Origin of the sequence: Anaerosporobacter mobilis DSM 15930 (assembly GCF_900142955.1) — a bacterium.
In the GTDB taxonomy this organism is placed as follows: domain Bacteria; phylum Bacillota; class Clostridia; order Lachnospirales; family Lachnospiraceae; genus Anaerosporobacter; species Anaerosporobacter mobilis.
The window spans coordinates 73,685-91,913 of record NZ_FRCP01000019.1 but is presented as its reverse complement, the minus strand read 5'-3'; the positions used below and the strand labels follow the sequence as shown (position 1 = coordinate 91,913).

At 34.8% G+C, this 18,229-nt stretch carries 11 protein-coding genes; 9 read left to right on the top strand and 2 right to left on the bottom strand.

All coding sequences use genetic code 11. The features are described from left to right. Window positions 1-187: 187 nt before the first annotated feature. The 3 genes from BUB90_RS17795 to BUB90_RS17785 all read left to right on the top strand — a co-directional run bounded on the left by BUB90_RS17795 (window position 188) and on the right by BUB90_RS17785 (window position 5,821). Window positions 188-3,064, top strand: coding sequence for a sugar-binding domain-containing protein (locus tag BUB90_RS17795; RefSeq protein ID WP_073289845.1), 2,877 nt, complete (start codon window positions 188-190; stop codon window positions 3,062-3,064). 333 nt (window positions 3,065-3,397) lie between these two features. Then, window positions 3,398-4,108 carry a hypothetical protein gene (locus BUB90_RS17790; RefSeq protein WP_073289842.1) on the top strand — a complete coding sequence of 237 codons (711 nt, stop codon included), beginning with the start codon at window positions 3,398-3,400 and terminating at the stop codon, window positions 4,106-4,108. 33 nt (window positions 4,109-4,141) lie between these two features. Next, window positions 4,142-5,821, top strand: coding sequence for a vWA domain-containing protein (locus BUB90_RS17785; RefSeq protein ID WP_073289839.1), 1,680 nt, complete (start codon window positions 4,142-4,144; stop codon window positions 5,819-5,821). 157 nt (window positions 5,822-5,978) lie between these two features. On the opposite strand, the gene BUB90_RS17780 is transcribed toward BUB90_RS17785, so the two are convergent. Then, window positions 5,979-8,123, bottom strand: coding sequence for a serine hydrolase domain-containing protein (locus BUB90_RS17780; RefSeq protein WP_084139354.1), 2,145 nt, complete (start codon window positions 8,121-8,123; stop codon window positions 5,979-5,981). A 308-nt stretch (window positions 8,124-8,431) separates the two neighbouring features. On the opposite strand from BUB90_RS17780, the gene BUB90_RS17775 reads away from it, so the two are divergent. After that, window positions 8,432-10,297, top strand: a complete 1,866-nt coding sequence (locus BUB90_RS17775; protein ID WP_073289836.1) for a glycerophosphodiester phosphodiesterase — start codon at window positions 8,432-8,434, stop codon at window positions 10,295-10,297. Between the two features lie 147 nt (window positions 10,298-10,444). On the opposite strand, the gene BUB90_RS17770 is transcribed toward BUB90_RS17775, so the two are convergent. Next, window positions 10,445-11,323 (bottom strand): YitT family protein, encoded by an 879-nt coding sequence (locus tag BUB90_RS17770; protein WP_073289834.1) that lies wholly within the window; start codon window positions 11,321-11,323, stop codon window positions 10,445-10,447. 531 nt (window positions 11,324-11,854) lie between these two features. On the opposite strand from BUB90_RS17770, the gene gdhA reads away from it, so the two are divergent. The 5 genes from gdhA (at window position 11,855) to BUB90_RS17745 (ending at window position 18,216) form a co-directional block, all read left to right on the top strand. After that, window positions 11,855-13,189: an NADP-specific glutamate dehydrogenase gene (gene gdhA, locus BUB90_RS17765; RefSeq protein ID WP_073289832.1), complete on the top strand. Its 1,335-nt coding sequence runs from the start codon at window positions 11,855-11,857 to the stop codon at window positions 13,187-13,189. A gap of 286 nt (window positions 13,190-13,475) precedes the next feature. Beyond that, window positions 13,476-14,717: an ammonium transporter gene (locus tag BUB90_RS17760; protein ID WP_073289829.1), complete on the top strand. Its 1,242-nt coding sequence runs from the start codon at window positions 13,476-13,478 to the stop codon at window positions 14,715-14,717. A 16-nt stretch (window positions 14,718-14,733) separates the two neighbouring features. After that, on the top strand, window positions 14,734-15,093 hold the full coding sequence (locus BUB90_RS17755) for a P-II family nitrogen regulator (RefSeq protein WP_073289827.1): 360 nt from the start codon (window positions 14,734-14,736) through the stop codon (window positions 15,091-15,093). An 893-nt stretch (window positions 15,094-15,986) separates the two neighbouring features. Further along, on the top strand, window positions 15,987-16,931 hold the full coding sequence (locus BUB90_RS17750) for an alpha/beta fold hydrolase (RefSeq protein WP_073289825.1): 945 nt from the start codon (window positions 15,987-15,989) through the stop codon (window positions 16,929-16,931). A 184-nt stretch (window positions 16,932-17,115) separates the two neighbouring features. Further along, entirely contained in the window at window positions 17,116-18,216 is a 1,101-nt protein-coding gene (locus BUB90_RS17745; RefSeq protein ID WP_242952569.1) for a GntR family transcriptional regulator, read from the top strand. The last annotated feature ends 13 nt before the right edge of the window (window positions 18,217-18,229 follow it).

The window sequence follows — 18,229 nt, the reverse complement described above, 5'->3', positions numbered from 1 at the left end:
AATATCCGTAATAAATTAGATGCAATACAAAGTCTAATAAGTACATGACGAAGGTCTAGTTTCCATTGTACTCACAACAGAATAACTTTGATATAATACAATCAGGCATATTGCAACGATTCGGACTATGTCCTTCTTGGGGTGTATTAAATAGTTACGGATAATCTACAGTAATCGGAGGATGGATATGATTAAGAAATATAATCTAAGTGGATTATGGAATTTTGAGTTAGATACAGACAAGGTTGGTATAGAAAAAGCACTATATCAAGCAAGTTTACAAGATACGATTGAGTTACCTTCTACAACTGCGCTTAGTAAGAAGGGGGAGATTAACTTAAACCGTGAGGAGGGTTGCTTAACACAAGTTTATCCTTTTGAAGGTTTTGCATGGTTTTCTAAAGAAGTTACCATCTCATCAGCTGATCTTGGTAAGAAGATGGTTCTTTTTTTAGAGAGAACGCGTTTGACTAAAGTTTGGATTGATGGAATCTATGTTGGTGAGGGGGATAGTTTATCGACACCTCATACATATGATTTAACAGAATTTATAGAGAAAGAAACCTTTACATTGACTGTACTAGTAAGTAATACCGACTATCCGACTAAAGGGGGGCATTTAACTTCTCCAGATACACAAACAAATTGGAATGGTATTACTGGCAGATTAGAATTACAGGTATATAATCAGATCTATGTGCGAAAGGTACAAGTATTTTCTGAGGTAGAGACGAAGGCATTCCGTCTACATACTACAATTGAGAATGAGACAAATACCATTGCTAAGAGTACATTCCATATAAAAGCAGTAGAGAAATACCTTGATGAGAACGATTCAATCCAATCAGGTAATCAGGTTAGTGAAGTATCTTATTCAATAAATGTAAATCCGGGTGAGAATGTAGTAGATCTTACTTATATAATTGGAGAAGATGCTAAATTATGGAGTGAGTTTTCACCTGTTTGTTATGAATTAGAAATTACCGATGTAGATAATCAGGAAGTTATGACAGTGTTTACTGGACTACGTAAGTTCTCGTCAGAAGGATATCACTTTACGATCAATGGAACTAAGACATTCTTAAGAGGAAAGCATGATGGTCTTATCTTCCCATTAACAGGTGCAGCGCCAACCACAGTAAAAGAGTGGATTCGTGTACTAAAGATTTCGAAAAGTTATGGAATTAATCACTATCGTTATCATACTTGTTGTCCACCAGAAGCAGCATTTACAGCAGCTGATTTATTAGGAATCTATATGCAACCAGAATTACCATTCTGGGGAACGTTAACAGATGAAAGTTACGAAAATCATAATGAGGAAGAGCAACAGTATCTAATTCGCGAAGGTGAACGTATGCTTGATAACTATGGAAACCATGCATCTTACGTTATGATGTCTCTTGGTAATGAACTTTGGGGTAGTAAGGAGAAGATGGGCGAGATTATTCGCAATTATAAGAGACGTGACCCAAGACCACTCTATACGCAAGGATCGAACAACTTTCAACATGCACCAGTAATTATACCTGAAGATGATTTCTTCAGTGGGGTACGTTTTAGTAAGACTCGTCTATTCCGAGGTTCTTATGGTATGTGTGATGCACCATTAGGTCATGTACAGATGACTATGCCAGGTACTTGTAAAGATTATGATGATGTAATTCTTCCAAAGGAAACGGAGGATAGCAAAACAGGTAGTGCAAAGAAAACAATAGAGATTCAATATGGAACAGGAACAAAGACTGTTGAGATGAATGAGGAAGGCGAAGAATTAGTTTCCCATATACCAGTAGTGTCCCATGAGATCGGTCAATATGCGATGTATCCTAATTTTAAAGAGATGGACAAATATACAGGGGTGTTAAAAGCTGAGAACTTTGGAATCTTTCGTGAGAGATTAGAAGAAAAAGGTTTGGGAGATTTAGCGAACCAGTATTTTGAAGCTACAGGAAAACTGGCAGTTGCATGTTATAAGGAAGAGTTGGAGGCAGCCTTTGCTTCTGGTAATCTGGCGGGATTTCAATTACTTGATCTGCAAGATTTCTCAGGACAAGGAACGGCGCTTGTTGGTATCTTAGATGCATTCATGGATTCTAAGGGGATGGTAACTGCTAAGGAATGGAGAAGTTACTGTAATGATGAAGTAGTGTTAGCTAGAATTCCTACTTATATATATCAAGCAAGAGAGATGGTTACCTTTGATATTAAGTTAAGTTACTTCAAAGATGAGGCCTTCACAGCAGATGAGATTATATGGGAAGTACACACAGAAGATCAGGTTATAGAAAAAGGTGCCATTAAAGTTGATAACAAGGTATCTGGACTTGCGGATTTAGGAACCGTAATGTTCACTATGCCGACAGTTAAAACTATAACCAAGATGAAATTACATCTGTTCTCAGAAGGAACGAGTATAGATAAAGATTACGATTTATGGTGTTATCCAGCAATTAGTAATCCGGTTCTTACAAGAGAAGACTTAGAAAAGGATAGCTGTATTGAACGAGATGGTAAGAAGGTGTGGATAACAAGAGACTTTGATCGAGCTTCTACCTTGCTAGAAGAAGGAGCGAATGTTTTATATCTTCCTAACAAGGTAACAAAGAGCATCGAAGGTTTCTATTGCTCAGACTTTTGGTGTTACCCAATGTTTCGATCAATTTCTGAATGGATGAAGAAGCCGGAACCTGTAGGTACTATGGGATTACTTAATAATCAAGAGCATGATGCCCTAAAACAATTCCCATGCGAATTCTATTCAACGCCACAATGGTATCATATTGTTAGTCATGCGGATATGGCAATACTTGATGAGACAAATGCCCAGTATCGTCCAATCGTTCAGATGATTGATAACATTGAGAGAAATCATAAATTAGGACTATTATTCGAGGCTAATGTTAAGAATGGTAACCTTATGGTTTGTACAAGCCGTTTGTATGAAATCTATGATCATATTGAAGTACAACACTTTGCAGAGAGTGTAGTAAATTATATGTTATCGGATTCTTTTGCACCAACGAAAGAATTACAGTTAGATGAACTTAAAGAAATTCTTTAAAAGAAAATCTTTGTAAATAGCGGATGTAACATACGTATTAACGACACGACTATGTTATGAAAGCCAATGAAATAAAACGCAATATAAAGATAAGCTTGCTAAGCAGTGTTATATGTGGACATGCATGTTCACATATGGCATTCCGTGAAGTAAGCTTATTTTTGTATATGAATGTAGTTATCTTAAGAAAATGGCGATAATTTGAAGCCTCCTCAATTTGAAGTTGTTTCATAATTCTAGGAACAAATACTATGTAAATGAAGAAAATGTAAAAGTGTATTGACATGTATTGTAATAAACAGGTATCATTATATCAGATAAGGAGGTTTTTACATGAACAAGAAATTAGTGGTAAAACTTTGTCTACTTAATTTTGGAATAGCTATTGTTAATATTTTTGCGTTCTCCAATGCTTTTATGGGAATTATGCTAGGTGAAGATACTACGATTAGGAGAGCTTTCGGTTATACAATACTTCTCATGAGTGTGATTTTGTTTTTTTATGGAAATTACCGTTTCTTACATTCAAAAGAAGCGCAATATGAGTTTTCTATACAGGATCTTCATAAACCGGAGGATATGATTGAGGTATTAACGGAGTTATTGAATAAGAATATACTGAATAATGAAATTAATACAACTAAGAATCAAATATCCAGATTACTTAAGAAGAAAGAATCCTTAAAGAATATTATCTATATTAAATTCAAGGAGGAGGATGAAGATGCGTATGGTTTAAAGGATGTGATTGGTAAAGTAGAAAACCTTTTGTTTTCCAATGTAAAAAGTATTATCAATGCCATATCAGTCTTTGATCAGCAAGAATTTACTCAGATTAATCAAAAAGGAAATGCAGAAAAACATGCCGTTTATATGGAGCAAGTAAATTACATAAGGGAAAAAGTGAATGATAATGAAACGATTCTTTTAGAATTTGATAAGTTATTAATGCAATTATCTAAATTAAGCGATGGTACGCAAGCTGATTCCGATGATTTAGCAGTATTTAAAGATGTAGTGAACAATATGAAACAATTGTTATAATGGTTGTTGAACTGAGGGGAAAGGGAAAAGAAAATGCAAAAAAAGAATATATTAGCGTTTGTTGTTATCGCATTAATAGCATTTGGTGTAATATTCGCAGTAATATCATCTACGAATTCCAATGATGATACGGCTGTTATGTCAGAAGATCAAGCGAATAAGAAACTAGCGAAATACTTAAACAAAATTGATGTATCCAATATTCCGGCAAGAAAAGCGAATGTTGAATTAGAAGAGACAGATCTTAAGGAAGAACTTCCGGATATCTCAAAATATCCGTTGTCAGTTGAAGGTAATGCGGATGTTGTAATCGAGATATTCTCTTCTCCAGAAAAGGCAGGAGAGAAATCGGATAGTTGGTTATCAACGATGGCTAAGGAGTTTAATAAGCAAGCTAACAAGATTGATGGTAAAACAGTAGCGATTTCTGTTCGTTCGATTGCTTCTGGATTAGGAACTGATTATATTATCTCAGGCAAATACCTCCCAGATGCATTTACACCATCGAATGATTTGTGGGGTAAGATTATTGAAGCAGAAGGTGCAGATATTTCAGTAGTTACAGACCGTATGGTAGGTAATGTTGCTGGTGTATTACTAACCAAATCTGTTGCGAATGATATTACTAAGAATTATGGTGAAGTGAATATGAAAACAATCACCCAGGCAACAGCAGATAATAGAATTGCTATGGGGTATACTAATCCATTATCCAGTTCAGCAGGTATGAATTTTCTTCTATCAACATTGAATGCATATGATTCATCGGATATTCTTAGCGAAACAGCAATAGAAGGGTTCCAACAATTTCAGATTAATATTCCATTCGTAGCCTATACAACATTACAGATGAGAGAATCTGCTAAGTCTGGTTCGTTAACAGGTATGATAATTGAATATCAATTATATAAGAATGACACAGATTTAAGAACCCAGTATGAGTTTATCCCTTATGGTGTAAGACATGATAACCCCTTATATGCAATTGGTAAATTAAGCAAGGATAAGAAGGAAGCAATGGATTTGTTTGTTTCCTACTGTGAAACCAAAGAATCGCAAGAATTAGCTACCAAATATGGATTCAATGGTATGGATGACTATAAGAGCAGTTTCCCTGAGTATGATGGTTCAACAATCATATCAGCTCAAAAATTGTGGAAGGAAAACAAAGATTCGGGAAGAAGTATTACTGCAGTTTTTGTCGCAGATGTTTCTGGAAGTATGAGTGGAGAACCTCTAAACCAATTAAAGGCCTCTTTAATCAATGGTTCTAAATATATAAATAGCGAAAATAGTATAGGGCTTGTAAGTTATGATAGTAAAGTATATGTTAACTTACCAATTGCAAAATTTGACTTAAATCAAAGATCTTTATTCACTGGAGCAGTTACGGATTTGCAAGAAGGTGGTGCAACCGCATCTTTTGATGCGTTAACGGTAGCATTGAATATGCTATTAGAAGAGAAGGCGAAAAATCCAGATACCAAATTGATGTTATTCTTGTTAAGTGATGGAGAAACTAATTCAGGATTAAGTATGAAAAAGATAACAGGAATATTAAAGACGTATAAGATTCCTGTTTACACCATTGGGTATAATGCTGATATTGAAGCACTTGAAACGATATCATCAATTAATGAAGCTGCGAGTATTAACGCTGACTCGGATGATGTAGTATATAAACTTAAGAATCTGTTTGATGCACAGATGTAAGTGAGTGATAATACATGTGAGGCTATCAATCCATTTACATCAGTAAAAGACAATCAACATGGTTTATAAGAGAAGAGGTAGTTGCAAAACGAGTGTTTCACTGTTTTGCAACTACCTCTTTAAACATAACCTTTAATTGATTGTCTTTTTTTGTTACTTACTTGTAATTTACTGAGAAAGTTGAACCTGCATTACCTGAGAATACAATTGTGCCACCTTCCGGTAGAGTAATTGTTTTGTTTGATGAAATTGTTGATAGGAAAACTACAATGCCTTCGTTATCATATACAGCAAACCCAGCCTTTTTAGGAATGGTAACTTTAATCTTCTTGTTTGCATAGGAAGCAGGAATCTTAAACCATTTAGCATAAGAATTATCATCAATTACAACCTTGAAGGATTTCTTAGAAGACAGATTCTTAAGGGCATCTTCGGATATTGCTATTGAGGAATTTGCCTTTAGATATTCTGTGCCATTTTCTCTATACATCTTAATATCGGTTAAATCACGTCCCAATGCCATAGGTAACTCGAGACGTTGTTCTAAGGTATTTTCATCAACCATTGTGAAGTTATAGAAATATCCCTCTTTGAGATTATCGAACTCAAAGGAAGTACATAATTCAGATAAATATAATTGTGATGAGTATTTCTCGTTTATTATGTAGTATTTCTTTCCTTCTCTTGCTTTCCAAGCAGCTGTGACGCTTTCTGGAACTGGATTGTCATCAAGTCTTTGGGCATAGAGGGTATCCTGTATGATAGTTGGAAAACCCGGTATATTAGAAATAGCTTTTATATTCAGATAGGTTTTCCCATTTGCTAGTTTCTTGAATGTATATTCGGTAGAACCAGTACTATCTTTGAATACACCATTCCCAGTATAGACAAATTCTATGCCAGTTGAATCGTTATTATATTTGATCATAAAGGAATTATCTTCTGTAAACTCAATATTAAAGGATTCCATTACATTGGCATAAAAACCAGCATAACTCTTATAGGAATCGGGCATTGTTGTCTTAACTGGTGCAGAAGGTGTAGGATCTTTAACAAGTTCTTTGATTACCCCATTTTCTTGAAGAGCACTAAGTAGAATAGAGTTACATAATAATTGGTCTATCGTACTTGAACCACCAGAAGTTAATACCGCCACACCTAGGTCGTATCCTGGAATTGTAACAACGTTTCCATGGTATGAATAGGTATCGCCACCTTTGGCAAATGCTTGAATATCGTAATTAGAGAACGGATAAAGTTTAACACTATCCCAACCAAGTCCGTAGTTAATAATATTATCTCCATCATTACCCCATAAGCCATTTAAGTATTCTGGATTAGACATTGCCTTTACGGAATCTTCACTTATGACCTCATTATCATGCATGAAGATATCAAGGAAGCGACAGAGGTCTTCAGCAGTGGAATATAGTCCACCTGCACCAATGAAATTTGCATAGTCAGCAGGTAATGCATCTACGTCATAATACGCTTTAGCCAGTTGCAACCTTGGAAAACCACTTTGTGGAGTCTTAGTATTGGATAATCCTAATGGTTTGCTTATGTTATCATAGATATAGTTTGTAAATGAAGATTTTGTAACTCTCTCTACTAATATTTCGGCCAAAGTAAAACCATCATTGGAATATACACTGAAACTACCAGGATCAGCTTTTAAGCGTTGTGTGCTAAGGCTTTCAAGAAACTTATCCGTATTAATGGGATCGGGATCATAGAAAAGTATTGTGTTATTAACAAGATTTCCCATCAAGCCAGAAGAGTGATTGATTAACATCCGAACGGTGATATCTTTATAACGTTCGTCCGCCATTTTAAAGTCCGGAATATAGTTTACTACCGGTGTATCAAGATCTAAGATACCTTTTTCAACTAACTGCATGATAGCAACAGTGGTAAAAACCTTACTGATGGAACCTATACCATAGATGGAATCTTTCGTTGGTGCCTTTTTTTTGTCCCGATCAGCAAAACCAGATTGGCCTGATACTACAATCTCCCCATTGTGAATCAAAGCGTACTGTACACTTGTACAACCGTAGAAGGCAGCCAACTGTTTCGCTTTCCCATCTGCGTTTTTAGCAGTAGTGTCAAAAGACCAATTTGACTGTCTTTCGTCAGAGGTGATAGTAGTAGATGTGCCTGCAACAATGGATTTTTCTTGCGTCTTAGCTTGTGCAGCAAAACTTGAAGATAAAGTTAACATGACAACTAAAGATAACGATAATGATGTCTTTGCTAAATTACGTATCCCCTTAGTATAAAACATTTTCTTATGAATCATTTGTACTCCTTTCAGCCATTTACATGGACTTATATAGTTTTCGGCTAACTTTGATATTTAAGGTTGGACGAACTTACTGATATTATATCATAAAATCTGGATATTATGAGCTATTAATGAAAAATTAATGTCTTTATAATCTAATAAATTATGATAAGTTATTGCAAGATTAATATAAAGTTAAATAATTAGTTATGAACAAATAGGTTTAATTTCAGGAGAGAATGTGTTAGAATATATCAAGTGTACAAGGATCATAGATGATGGATAATCATTGAGGTCATTGGAAATAAGATGGAGTAGTTAATATGAATGAAGTGAAAGAAAAATTAAGAACAAAAGTTAGAGAGTTTTCTCCGATAGGAATTATAAAATCAACTATTCAGTTAATTAAATATAATAGGAAGAGTTTATTCCTATTTACATTATTATATAAAACTATAACGCTATTAATTATGCTTCCTCTGCTAAGTTTGTGTTTTAACTTCGTATTAGGAAAGTCTGGGTACAGTTATATTACAACAGAGAATCTACTAGCCGTTGTTACCAATCCGGTAACAATTATACTGGTCGTATTACTACTGATTTTATTAGCAATCTTTGCAACGATAGAAGTAGGAGCGTTAATTGCTTGTTTTCAATGTAGTAGAGAGAGTAAGAAAATATCAGCAAGGCATATGTTGTTTGTTGGAGTAGTGAATACGGTACGTATCGTATCATTAAGAAAAATTATGTATCTGCTGTACGTAGTGGTAATGGTTCCAATCGTAAATTGTCTATTGATTATATTAAGCGCTAACAATGCAAGTATCCCTAGCTACATAATAAAGACGTTATTTCACAGCAAATATTTTCGCTTAATCGCAGGTATTGTAATTCTAATAATTTTCGTGATAACGATTCTGTCCCTATTTACATCCCATTTTTGTGTCGGTGAACGAAAAGGGTTTAAAGCCTCAGTTAAGAATAGTATTCGACTCATGAAAAGACGAAAATTACGTACCGTTTGGTATTTGTTAGTATGGAACGTATTGATTGCAGGCTCATTATTCTTTATTTATCTTCTTGTGATGATTCTTATTGCTGCTGGTGTTGTAGTCTTTGTGAAAAGTTCTTTGGTACTAGTAATGTTTTTATCAATACTTGATAAAGTGAACCTGTTTGTGTTGCTTGTCCTAGGTATGATTGGCGTGCTATCAAACATGGCAGTGATATCCGCAATGTATTATCGTTATAAGAAGGAAAATGGAGAAGACGTTAGGATTGGCGCTCTTAGAACGAAAGAATATCGGGAAACGAAGAATAAGACAAAACGTTTATTAGGAGTTTTGGTTACAGCTGTGTTTGTAGTAAATACAATTTACTTCTATAACCTGTTCTATAACGGTGTGTTTGGTGCTGAAGATGCATTGTCACCAATTAAGATAACCTCCCATAGAGGCAATTCTATATCTGCGCCTGAGAATACTATGGAGTCCATTAGTAGTGCAGTTGAGGAACTTGCTGATTATGCAGAAATAGACGTACAAGAGACAAAAGATGGAACAGTGGTGTTGTTACATGATCCAAGTTTAAAACGTACAACAGGTGTTAACAAATATATTTGGGAATTAACTTATGATGAAGTGTTAGAACTAGATGCGGGGAGTTGGTTCTCAAAAGAATTTGCGAATGCAAAGATTCCTACATTAGAAGAAATATTACAATATTGCAAAGGTAAAATCAATCTCAATATTGAATTGAAGTTAAACGGACATAGCCAAGACCTTGAAACAAAAGTTGTTAATCTAATTGAACAATACGGTTTTGAAAGACAATGTGTAATAACTTCGGCAACGTATGAAAGTCTTGTTAATGTTAAGAAACTCAATCCTGATCTTAAGACCGGTTATATTATGTCAGTTGTTTATGGAAATTTCTATGATAAAGAATATATCGATTTCTTTAGTATGAAGTCAAGTTTTATAACACAAAGGGTTGTTAAAGAAGCCCATAGCCGTGGTAAGGAAATCCATGCGTGGACAGTGAATACTAAGAATGAGATGGACCGATTAAAGAATATGGGTGTTGATAATATAATCACAGATAAACCTGTAAAGGCACGAGAAATATTATATAGTAAGGTTGCGAACCAAAGTATTCAAGATTTAATTAAGAGAGTAGTAAACCAATAAAAAGAGGCTGTTGCATTTTGCGACAGCCTCTTTTGTTGTTACAGTAGAAATAAGATTTGATTTGTAAATTAGTACATATATCGACGCTTTAGAAAAGAAGAAAATACGTACGATATGCTTAATTAAATAAAGCAAAAAACTAATAAACTAAAGTTTTTTGACAAAATTACCATCAATGGAGGTGTTTTCACTTAATATTGTAAAGGCATGCGGATCTAATTCATGGACAATCCTTTTTAATGAGGATATCTCATACTTGGAAACAGCAGTTACAAGAACATGAGTTGACTCATTCGTATAAGCACCACTGCCTGTCCAATAGGTTACGCCTCGATTTAGTTTCTGCATAATAGGTAATTGCAATCCCTCTACTTTTGTGAAAATCATTACACTAACCATGATGTTTTGATAATGAACACGGTCAATTATTAAGGCAGAGATAGTTGCATAGATTACGGAATAGATAAATACATCAATTTCAAACATAAGTGCACAGATGCTATAAACCACGAAATTTACTATGATAGCGACATGTCCTACTTTGAAGTTCGTATGCTTTTTCGCTAAATAAACACCCACGATGTCGTGACCACCAGTAGAACCTCCAGCCCTTAGAGCAAGGCCAATACCATAGCCAGATATGATACCACCAATTAAGCAAGCGGCCAACGTATCATCAATAATAGGTGTTGTTGGTGAAGGAATTAATGTAAGGAATGTCGTCTGGGATATTACTGCTATTAATGTTTTGATAAAGAAACTCTTGCCAACACCTTTGTATGCAAGTACAAGGAGAGGAACGTTAATAATAAAGTAAATAATACCAGCTAAGTCTATCTTGCTTAATACACTAATATGTGCATAATCAATAAGCAAAGTACGGATGATCTGCGCGAAACCTAGAGATCCACCGTTGTATAAGCCTAGTGGTACAATTAGCAATTTTACTGCGACTGCAAAGATGCAAGTACCGGCAAACGCCTGGAAATACTTGAAGAGTTTTGATTGTGTTAATGTTTGACTCATGAAAGCCTCCGTTATAGTATAAGTCTAGTGGAAAGAACGTGAAGTGACTAACTAAGGAAAGTATTGTGTCAGATATATCGTTAACTTATGTATTTTGCGAAGTTACGATCCTTCAATTTGTTCATCCCTTGAAGCAGCAAGCTTCTGATTTATATTATACCACTTTTCTTAAAAAACTAAATAGTATAATTACAGGTTTTTTTAGGTATGAAATTTTGTTATAGAAAGCAAGCACCCCCCCTTCTATTCGTAAGTAGTTATACTTTTTTTCTGAAAAAAATGTTGTAATTATTAAATTCACATTATATAATAAAAAAGCATTAAAAAGCTAAGGAGCTAGATATATGGGAGTTTGGTACCCATATAGGAACAAAAATTTTTATTATTGGTACTTTAATGAAGTGACGTGATAAAACATATGCTTTTACTAGTTGCCTTGTTGATAACACGTAACTTTTCAGATTACCTGTGAATAACTTGGGGCTGAATAGTTATAATACATGTTAGAATAAGAATAAAGGAGAATGAAGAATGGGTTACGTTGATGAAGTTTTTGAATCAGTAGTTGCAAAAGATCCAGGCCAACAAGAATTCCACCAAGCAGTGAAAGAGGTATTAGATTCTCTTAGACCTGTTATCGAAGAAAATGAAGAAAAGTATCGTAGAGATGCTATCTTAGAAAGAATCGTAGAACCAGACAGACAATTAATGTTTAGAGTACCTTGGGTTGATGACAAAGGACAAGTGCAAGTTAACAGAGGCTACCGTGTACAATTCAACAATTCAATCGGACCATATAAAGGTGGATTACGTTTACACCCATCAGTAAATCTTGGAATTATTAAATTCTTAGGCTTTGAGCAAATCTTCAAGAACTCACTTACAGGCCTTCCAATTGGTGGAGGTAAAGGTGGTTCAGACTTTAATCCAAAAGGTAAATCTGATAGAGAGATTATGGCTTTCTGCCAAAGCTTCATGACTGAATTATGTAAGTACATAGGAGCAGATACAGATGTTCCTGCGGGTGACATCGGTACTGGTGCTAGAGAAATCGGTTATATGTTCGGTCAATACAAAAAAGTTAGAGGACTATATGAAGGCGTTCTTACTGGTAAGGGATTATCATACGGTGGTTCTTTGGCTAGAACAGAAGCAACTGGATATGGTTTATTATATTTAACAGATGAGATGCTAAAATGTAACGGAATTGAAATCAAAGATAAAGTAGTTGCTGTATCTGGTTCTGGTAACGTTGCAATCTATGCTACTCAAAAAGCACAAGAATTAGGTGCTAAGGTTGTTACAGTTAGTGATTCTGCTGGTTGGGTTTACGATCCAGACGGAATTGATTTAGCAGCATTAAAGGAAATCAAAGAAGTGAAACGTGCAAGACTTACAGAGTACAAAAACTACAGACCAAACTCAGAATATCATGAAGGTCGTGGTGTATGGACCGTTAAATGTGACATCGCTCTTCCATGTGCAACTCAAAACGAATTATTATTAGAAGATGCAAAAGCATTAGTTGCTAACGGCTGTATCGCTGTAGCAGAGGGCGCTAACATGCCTACAACATTAGATGCAACAGAATATTTACAAGCAAATAAAGTATTATTCGCACCAGGAAAAGCTGCTAACGCTGGTGGTGTTGCTACATCTGCACTTGAAATGTCACAAAACAGCGAAAGATTAAGCTGGACCTTCGAGGAAGTAGATTCAAAACTTAAGAACATTATGGTTAACATCTTCCATAACCTTGACGATGCTGCAAAACGTTATAACGCAGAAGGTAATTACGTAGTAGGTGCTAATATCGCTGGTTTTGAGAAGGTAGTAGATGCAATGACTGCTCAAGGCGTTTGTTAATAAAACGCTAAGAAGATTATAAATATATTGCTTTTTTTAATTGCTTTCATATAATCAATTATGACAAAGATGTCAAGGAGTTATTCCTTGGCATCTTTTTTTGTTTGTGAGTATCGAATCATATATCGGTTTGCTTGTACCTGGCCAATGCAGCAATTAAGATAGTCGCAAAGCGTATCTTACAAAGTTGTTACACTAGATTTCACAATGAGAAATTCTAGTATACATAAGAATAAATGTAGTGGAGCAGTTAGTTGCTTTGGAGAAAAGAAAAGGAGGAGATATTATGAATTCAGGAGATATTGCTTATGTATTAATTTGTAGTGCATTAGTATTTTTCATGACACCAGGTCTTGCATTTTTCTACGGAGGTTTAGTACAACGTAAGAATGTAGTAAACACGATGATGGCATGTGTGGCAATTATGGGAATTTCAATTGTTATGTGGGTTTTGTTTGGCTATTCCTTAGCTTTTGGTGGAAACCATGGAGGTATCATTGGTGATTTTCGTTGGTTTGGTTTTGAAGGTGTAACTTGGGAGGCGGGTCCATATGCTAGTAATATTCCACATGTGGTTTTTGCAATATTCCAAATGATGTTCGCGGTTATTACACCTGCACTTATTACTGGTGCATTGGTTGGTAGAATGAGATTCAAAGCTTTATTAACATTTGTCGTAATTTGGTCAATACTTGTATATTATCCGATGGCACATATGGTTTGGGGAGAAGGCGGATTCTTAGCAAAGATTGGTTCTGTAGATTTTGCAGGTGGTAATGTTGTTCATATTAGTTCTGGTGTAAGTGCATTATTGCTTGCGGTGATACTTGGCAGAAGAAAAGGTTATGAGCATAACATCTATCGTATTCATAATATACCGTTTGTTGTATTAGGAGCTTCTATCTTATGGTTTGGTTGGTTTGGATTTAACTCAGGTAGTGCTTTAGCAGCAAACGGGTTAGCAGCTCATGCATTTTTAACAAGTGCAGTATCGGCAGCATCAGCACTATTATCATGGATGGTAATTGATTATATTAAAGAAGGAAAGCCAACATTAGTAGGAGCATCAACTGGATTAGTAATTGGTTTAGTAGCAATTACTCCAGGAGCTGGATTTGTTCCAGTTTGGTCCTCATTCATAATTGGTGCTTTGGTAAGTCCTATATGTTATTTTGGAGTTAAGTTTATCAAGAATCGTTTGAAGATTGATGATGCTTTAGATGCTTTTGGATGTCATGGAATTGGTGGTATCTGGGGCGGTATTGCGACTGGTATATTTGCAAAGAGTTCAATAAATCCTGTTGCTAGATGGAATGGACTAATCTTTGGTGAGACCAAACTATTCGTTGCTCAAGTTATTGGAATATTAGTAACAATTCTTATTGCCCTTATTGGAACTGCGATTTGTGTTGGGATTATTCGTATCTTTATGCCATTACGTGTTAATGAGAAAGAAGAACAAATTGGTTTGGATATTTCAGAACATGGAGAAAATGCATATCCAACATTTACAGGATTGGATTCTTGAGAGGAGTGTTTAGCATATGTTAATTAAGATTGATGCAATTGTAAGAGAAGAAAAGTTAGAAGATGTTAAGAAGGCTTTGAATGATATTGAAGTGAATGGAATAACAGTATCCCAAGTTATGGGGTGTGGAGCGCAACGTGGTTATAAACACTATGTAAGAGGTACAGAATTAGATATAGTTATGCTTCCTAAAATTAAGTTTGAAATCGTAGTTTCTTCGGAAGAATGGGAAGCGAAGACGATTAGGGCAATTCAAGAAGCAGCATTCACTGGTGAAGTGGGAGATGGAAAGATCTTCAGTTATGAAATACGTAATGCGGTGAAGATCCGAACGAAAGAATCTGGTTATGATGCGTTACAATCGAAGTTTAAATAAGATGACTGGTATTTCAGCTTAATAACTGATTCGGGTGTCAAAAGCCAGCTTAATTTTTGTCTCACCAATTTGCACAAATTTATGTGTAAGCATGTTATGTCAAACGTAGTTCACTCGCAACACGCTCTCGCCCTGCTGAAGTTCGTAGTGGTACATAAGACTCTAAAATACAGAGCCAAAGTACCAACGACTTCATACAGTTGCTCATCGAACTACATTCAACATAACATAAGACAAGTGCTATATGTGCAAATGGATGGAGGCAAGTTTTACGAGAGGCTTTTGACACCCGAATCAATAACTCTAACTTCACACTTGAAGATTTCGAAGTGTAGATAACAACCAATATTTATTGCACGATGTGTAGAATATGTATTGGTTGTTTTTTTGATATATATAGATTGTAGGAGGTTTTCTTTAGCAAGTGGACGATTTCAACTCTAATAATTTATCTGTGAATTTAACATGGAAAAATGTAATAATGTATTGTAGAATTAATATAAGGATGTATATCAAAAAGTTTTGTTAACGGATAAGGAACCTAAAACGAAAGCATTTTATGAGAAAATGGGATTCTTAAACTGTGATAAATATGGATGTGTTTCTTATGTAAAGTATAATATATAAAGATAGAATGAGCAGAGCAAATCACTGCTTATTTAAATTAATGTACTAACAGTAAGTTGTGACATAGCTATTAATTTAAATATCTCATAGTATAAGCTTCCGTATTTTCTAGGAATCTGATATTCTATATTATATAGCACTTTCGTATTTTCAATTGTGGAGTAAGGTACTATGTTTTTATAATGAGAAAAAGGGAATGCTATAATAAAAATAGAGATTTGCTTTTGTCAAGTGAATTGTAATGGAATAGAAAGGTGGATGTTAAATTGTCATCAGTTGAAAAACTATATGCTAGAGTTCCTTCAAAAGATGGGATTCATAAATTGAACGTTGTAATATGGAAACCACAGGATAATAATAAGGTTAAAGCTGTTCTGCAGATATCCCATGGAATGATTGAGTTTATTGAACGATATGATGAGTTTGCTACATATCTCGTGCAGAATGGGTATGCAGTTGTCGGACATGATCATCTTGGACATGGTAGTACTGTTAGTAACCAGGAGAAATGGGGATATTTTGTAGAGAAAGAAGCGAGTAAAACAGTAGTAGAAGATGTGTACCGAGTAACTTGCAAAGCAAAAGAAACTTTTCCAGGTACAAAACTTATCTTATTAGGTCATAGTATGGGATCCTTTATTGAAAGACGTTACCTTATGACCTATGGCAAGGAGTTGGCTGCTGCTATTATAATGGGAACTGGTAGCCAACCTAAGTTAACATTATTTGCTGGGAAATTGGTTATTAAGATATGGAAGCTTATATACGGTGATAAGCATCGTAGTAAGTTTATAGAAAAAGTAATGTTTGGAACATATAATAAGCGCTTTAGTGATAACAGTATGGGGAAAGAGTGGCTTACGAAAGATGAAGAGATTCGTAAGTGGTACTGTAATGAACCTGGTTGTTCTTTTTTATTTACGTTGAATGGATATCAGATGATTTTAGAAACACTAGGATTCATTCAGAGACAAACAAACATTGATAAGATTCCTAAAAATCTTCCTATCTATATCGTCGCTGGTAAGGATGACCCCGTTGGAAATTATGGAAAAGGAGTTGAGCATGTCTATAATGTCTATAAGAGAACAGGTATTAAGGACATATCAATTCGTCTATTTGAGAATGACCGTCATGAAATCTTGAATGAGACAGATAGACAAATGGTTTATAAGGATATTCTTACTTGGTTAGATCAGCATGCGAAATAATCTGACCTGATTATTTCACTATCGAGTTAAAAATAGTTGCTGTTGCAAAATAGATGTTCTGTATCTTTTTGCAACAGCTTTTTTGTTACAGTCTTTTCATAAAAACAACTTGTAAATATGTACGTACAAGTTATAGAATAATACTATACAAGTTGATGTAACCAAATTAAAAGGAGGAATTTGTTTGGCTGATGCAAAGGGAAGAGCAAAGTATTATACTCTAATGGAAGATCTAAAAAAGAATATATTAAGTGGAGTAATTAAGCCAGGTGAAAGGATACCTTCGGAGAATGAACTTTCCGCTAACTATGCTGTAAGTAGGCATACGGTAAGAAAAGCGTTATCGATACTTGAGAATGAAGGTTTTGTTGTAGCAGAACATGGTAGAGGGACGTTTTGCATGGGTCGTATAAAACAGAATACGAAGTCTAATAATATAGCAGTCATAACAACATATATTAGTGATTACATATTTCCAAGATTAATTCAGGGAATCGATTCTGTGTTAACGAAAGAGGGATATAGTATTATTCTTAAGAATACTGGGAACTTACAGAAGATGGAAGCTAAGAGTTTGGAAGACATCTTGACTAAGAATGTAGATGGTTTAATTATTGAACCAAGTAGAAGTGAAGTTTATTGTAAGCATTATAATCTATATCGTATGTTAGATGATTTAGAAATCCCTTATGTTTTTGTACAAGGGATATATCCTCAATTTATGAATAAACCACATATCTTGATGGATGATGTGGAGGGAGGATATCTCCTAGCTAAACACTTAATTGAATTAGGGCACAAAGATATTATTGGAATCTTCAAGGTTGATGATTATCAAGGAAAAGCCAGACACAAAGGTTATGTTAAAGCATTACAAGAGGCTTTAATTCCTTATGATCCGGATAAGGTTATATGGTTTCAAACAGAAGACCGTGAGAATAAGCCTTTGGTTGGGATGAAACAGATAGTACAATCAGGAATCAAATTTGATTCGATACAATGCTATAATGATCAAATTGCATATAAATTAATGCAGTATTTGAATAAATCAGGAATTCGTGTTCCAGAAGATGTATCAATAACTGGTTACGATAATTCAATCTTAGCAGAAACAGCTTCGGTTAAATTAACAACAATTGCTCATCCTAAAGAACGCTTTGGTGAATTAGCAGCAAAATTACTGCTAGAGAAGATAGCAGGGGTTAGCGAGGAAGATAGTAAAGTTGAGCGACTTTTGAAACCGGAATTAATAATTCGTGATTCTTGTATGAAACGAGAAAGTTAACATAAAAATAGGT

Coding starts and splice junctions, on each gene's coding strand:
- BUB90_RS17780 (WP_084139354.1), bottom strand. CDS start 8,123: ATGATTCATAAGAAAATGTTTTATACTAAGGGGATACGTAATTTAGCA.
- BUB90_RS17755 (WP_073289827.1), top strand. CDS start 14,734: ATGTTAATTAAGATTGATGCAATTGTAAGAGAAGAAAAGTTAGAAGAT.
- BUB90_RS17790 (WP_073289842.1), top strand. CDS start 3,398: ATGAACAAGAAATTAGTGGTAAAACTTTGTCTACTTAATTTTGGAATA.
- BUB90_RS17770 (WP_073289834.1), bottom strand. CDS start 11,323: ATGAGTCAAACATTAACACAATCAAAACTCTTCAAGTATTTCCAGGCG.
- gdhA (WP_073289832.1), top strand. CDS start 11,855: ATGGGTTACGTTGATGAAGTTTTTGAATCAGTAGTTGCAAAAGATCCA.
- BUB90_RS17775 (WP_073289836.1), top strand. CDS start 8,432: ATGAATGAAGTGAAAGAAAAATTAAGAACAAAAGTTAGAGAGTTTTCT.
- BUB90_RS17760 (WP_073289829.1), top strand. CDS start 13,476: ATGAATTCAGGAGATATTGCTTATGTATTAATTTGTAGTGCATTAGTA.
- BUB90_RS17795 (WP_073289845.1), top strand. CDS start 188: ATGATTAAGAAATATAATCTAAGTGGATTATGGAATTTTGAGTTAGAT.
- BUB90_RS17785 (WP_073289839.1), top strand. CDS start 4,142: ATGCAAAAAAAGAATATATTAGCGTTTGTTGTTATCGCATTAATAGCA.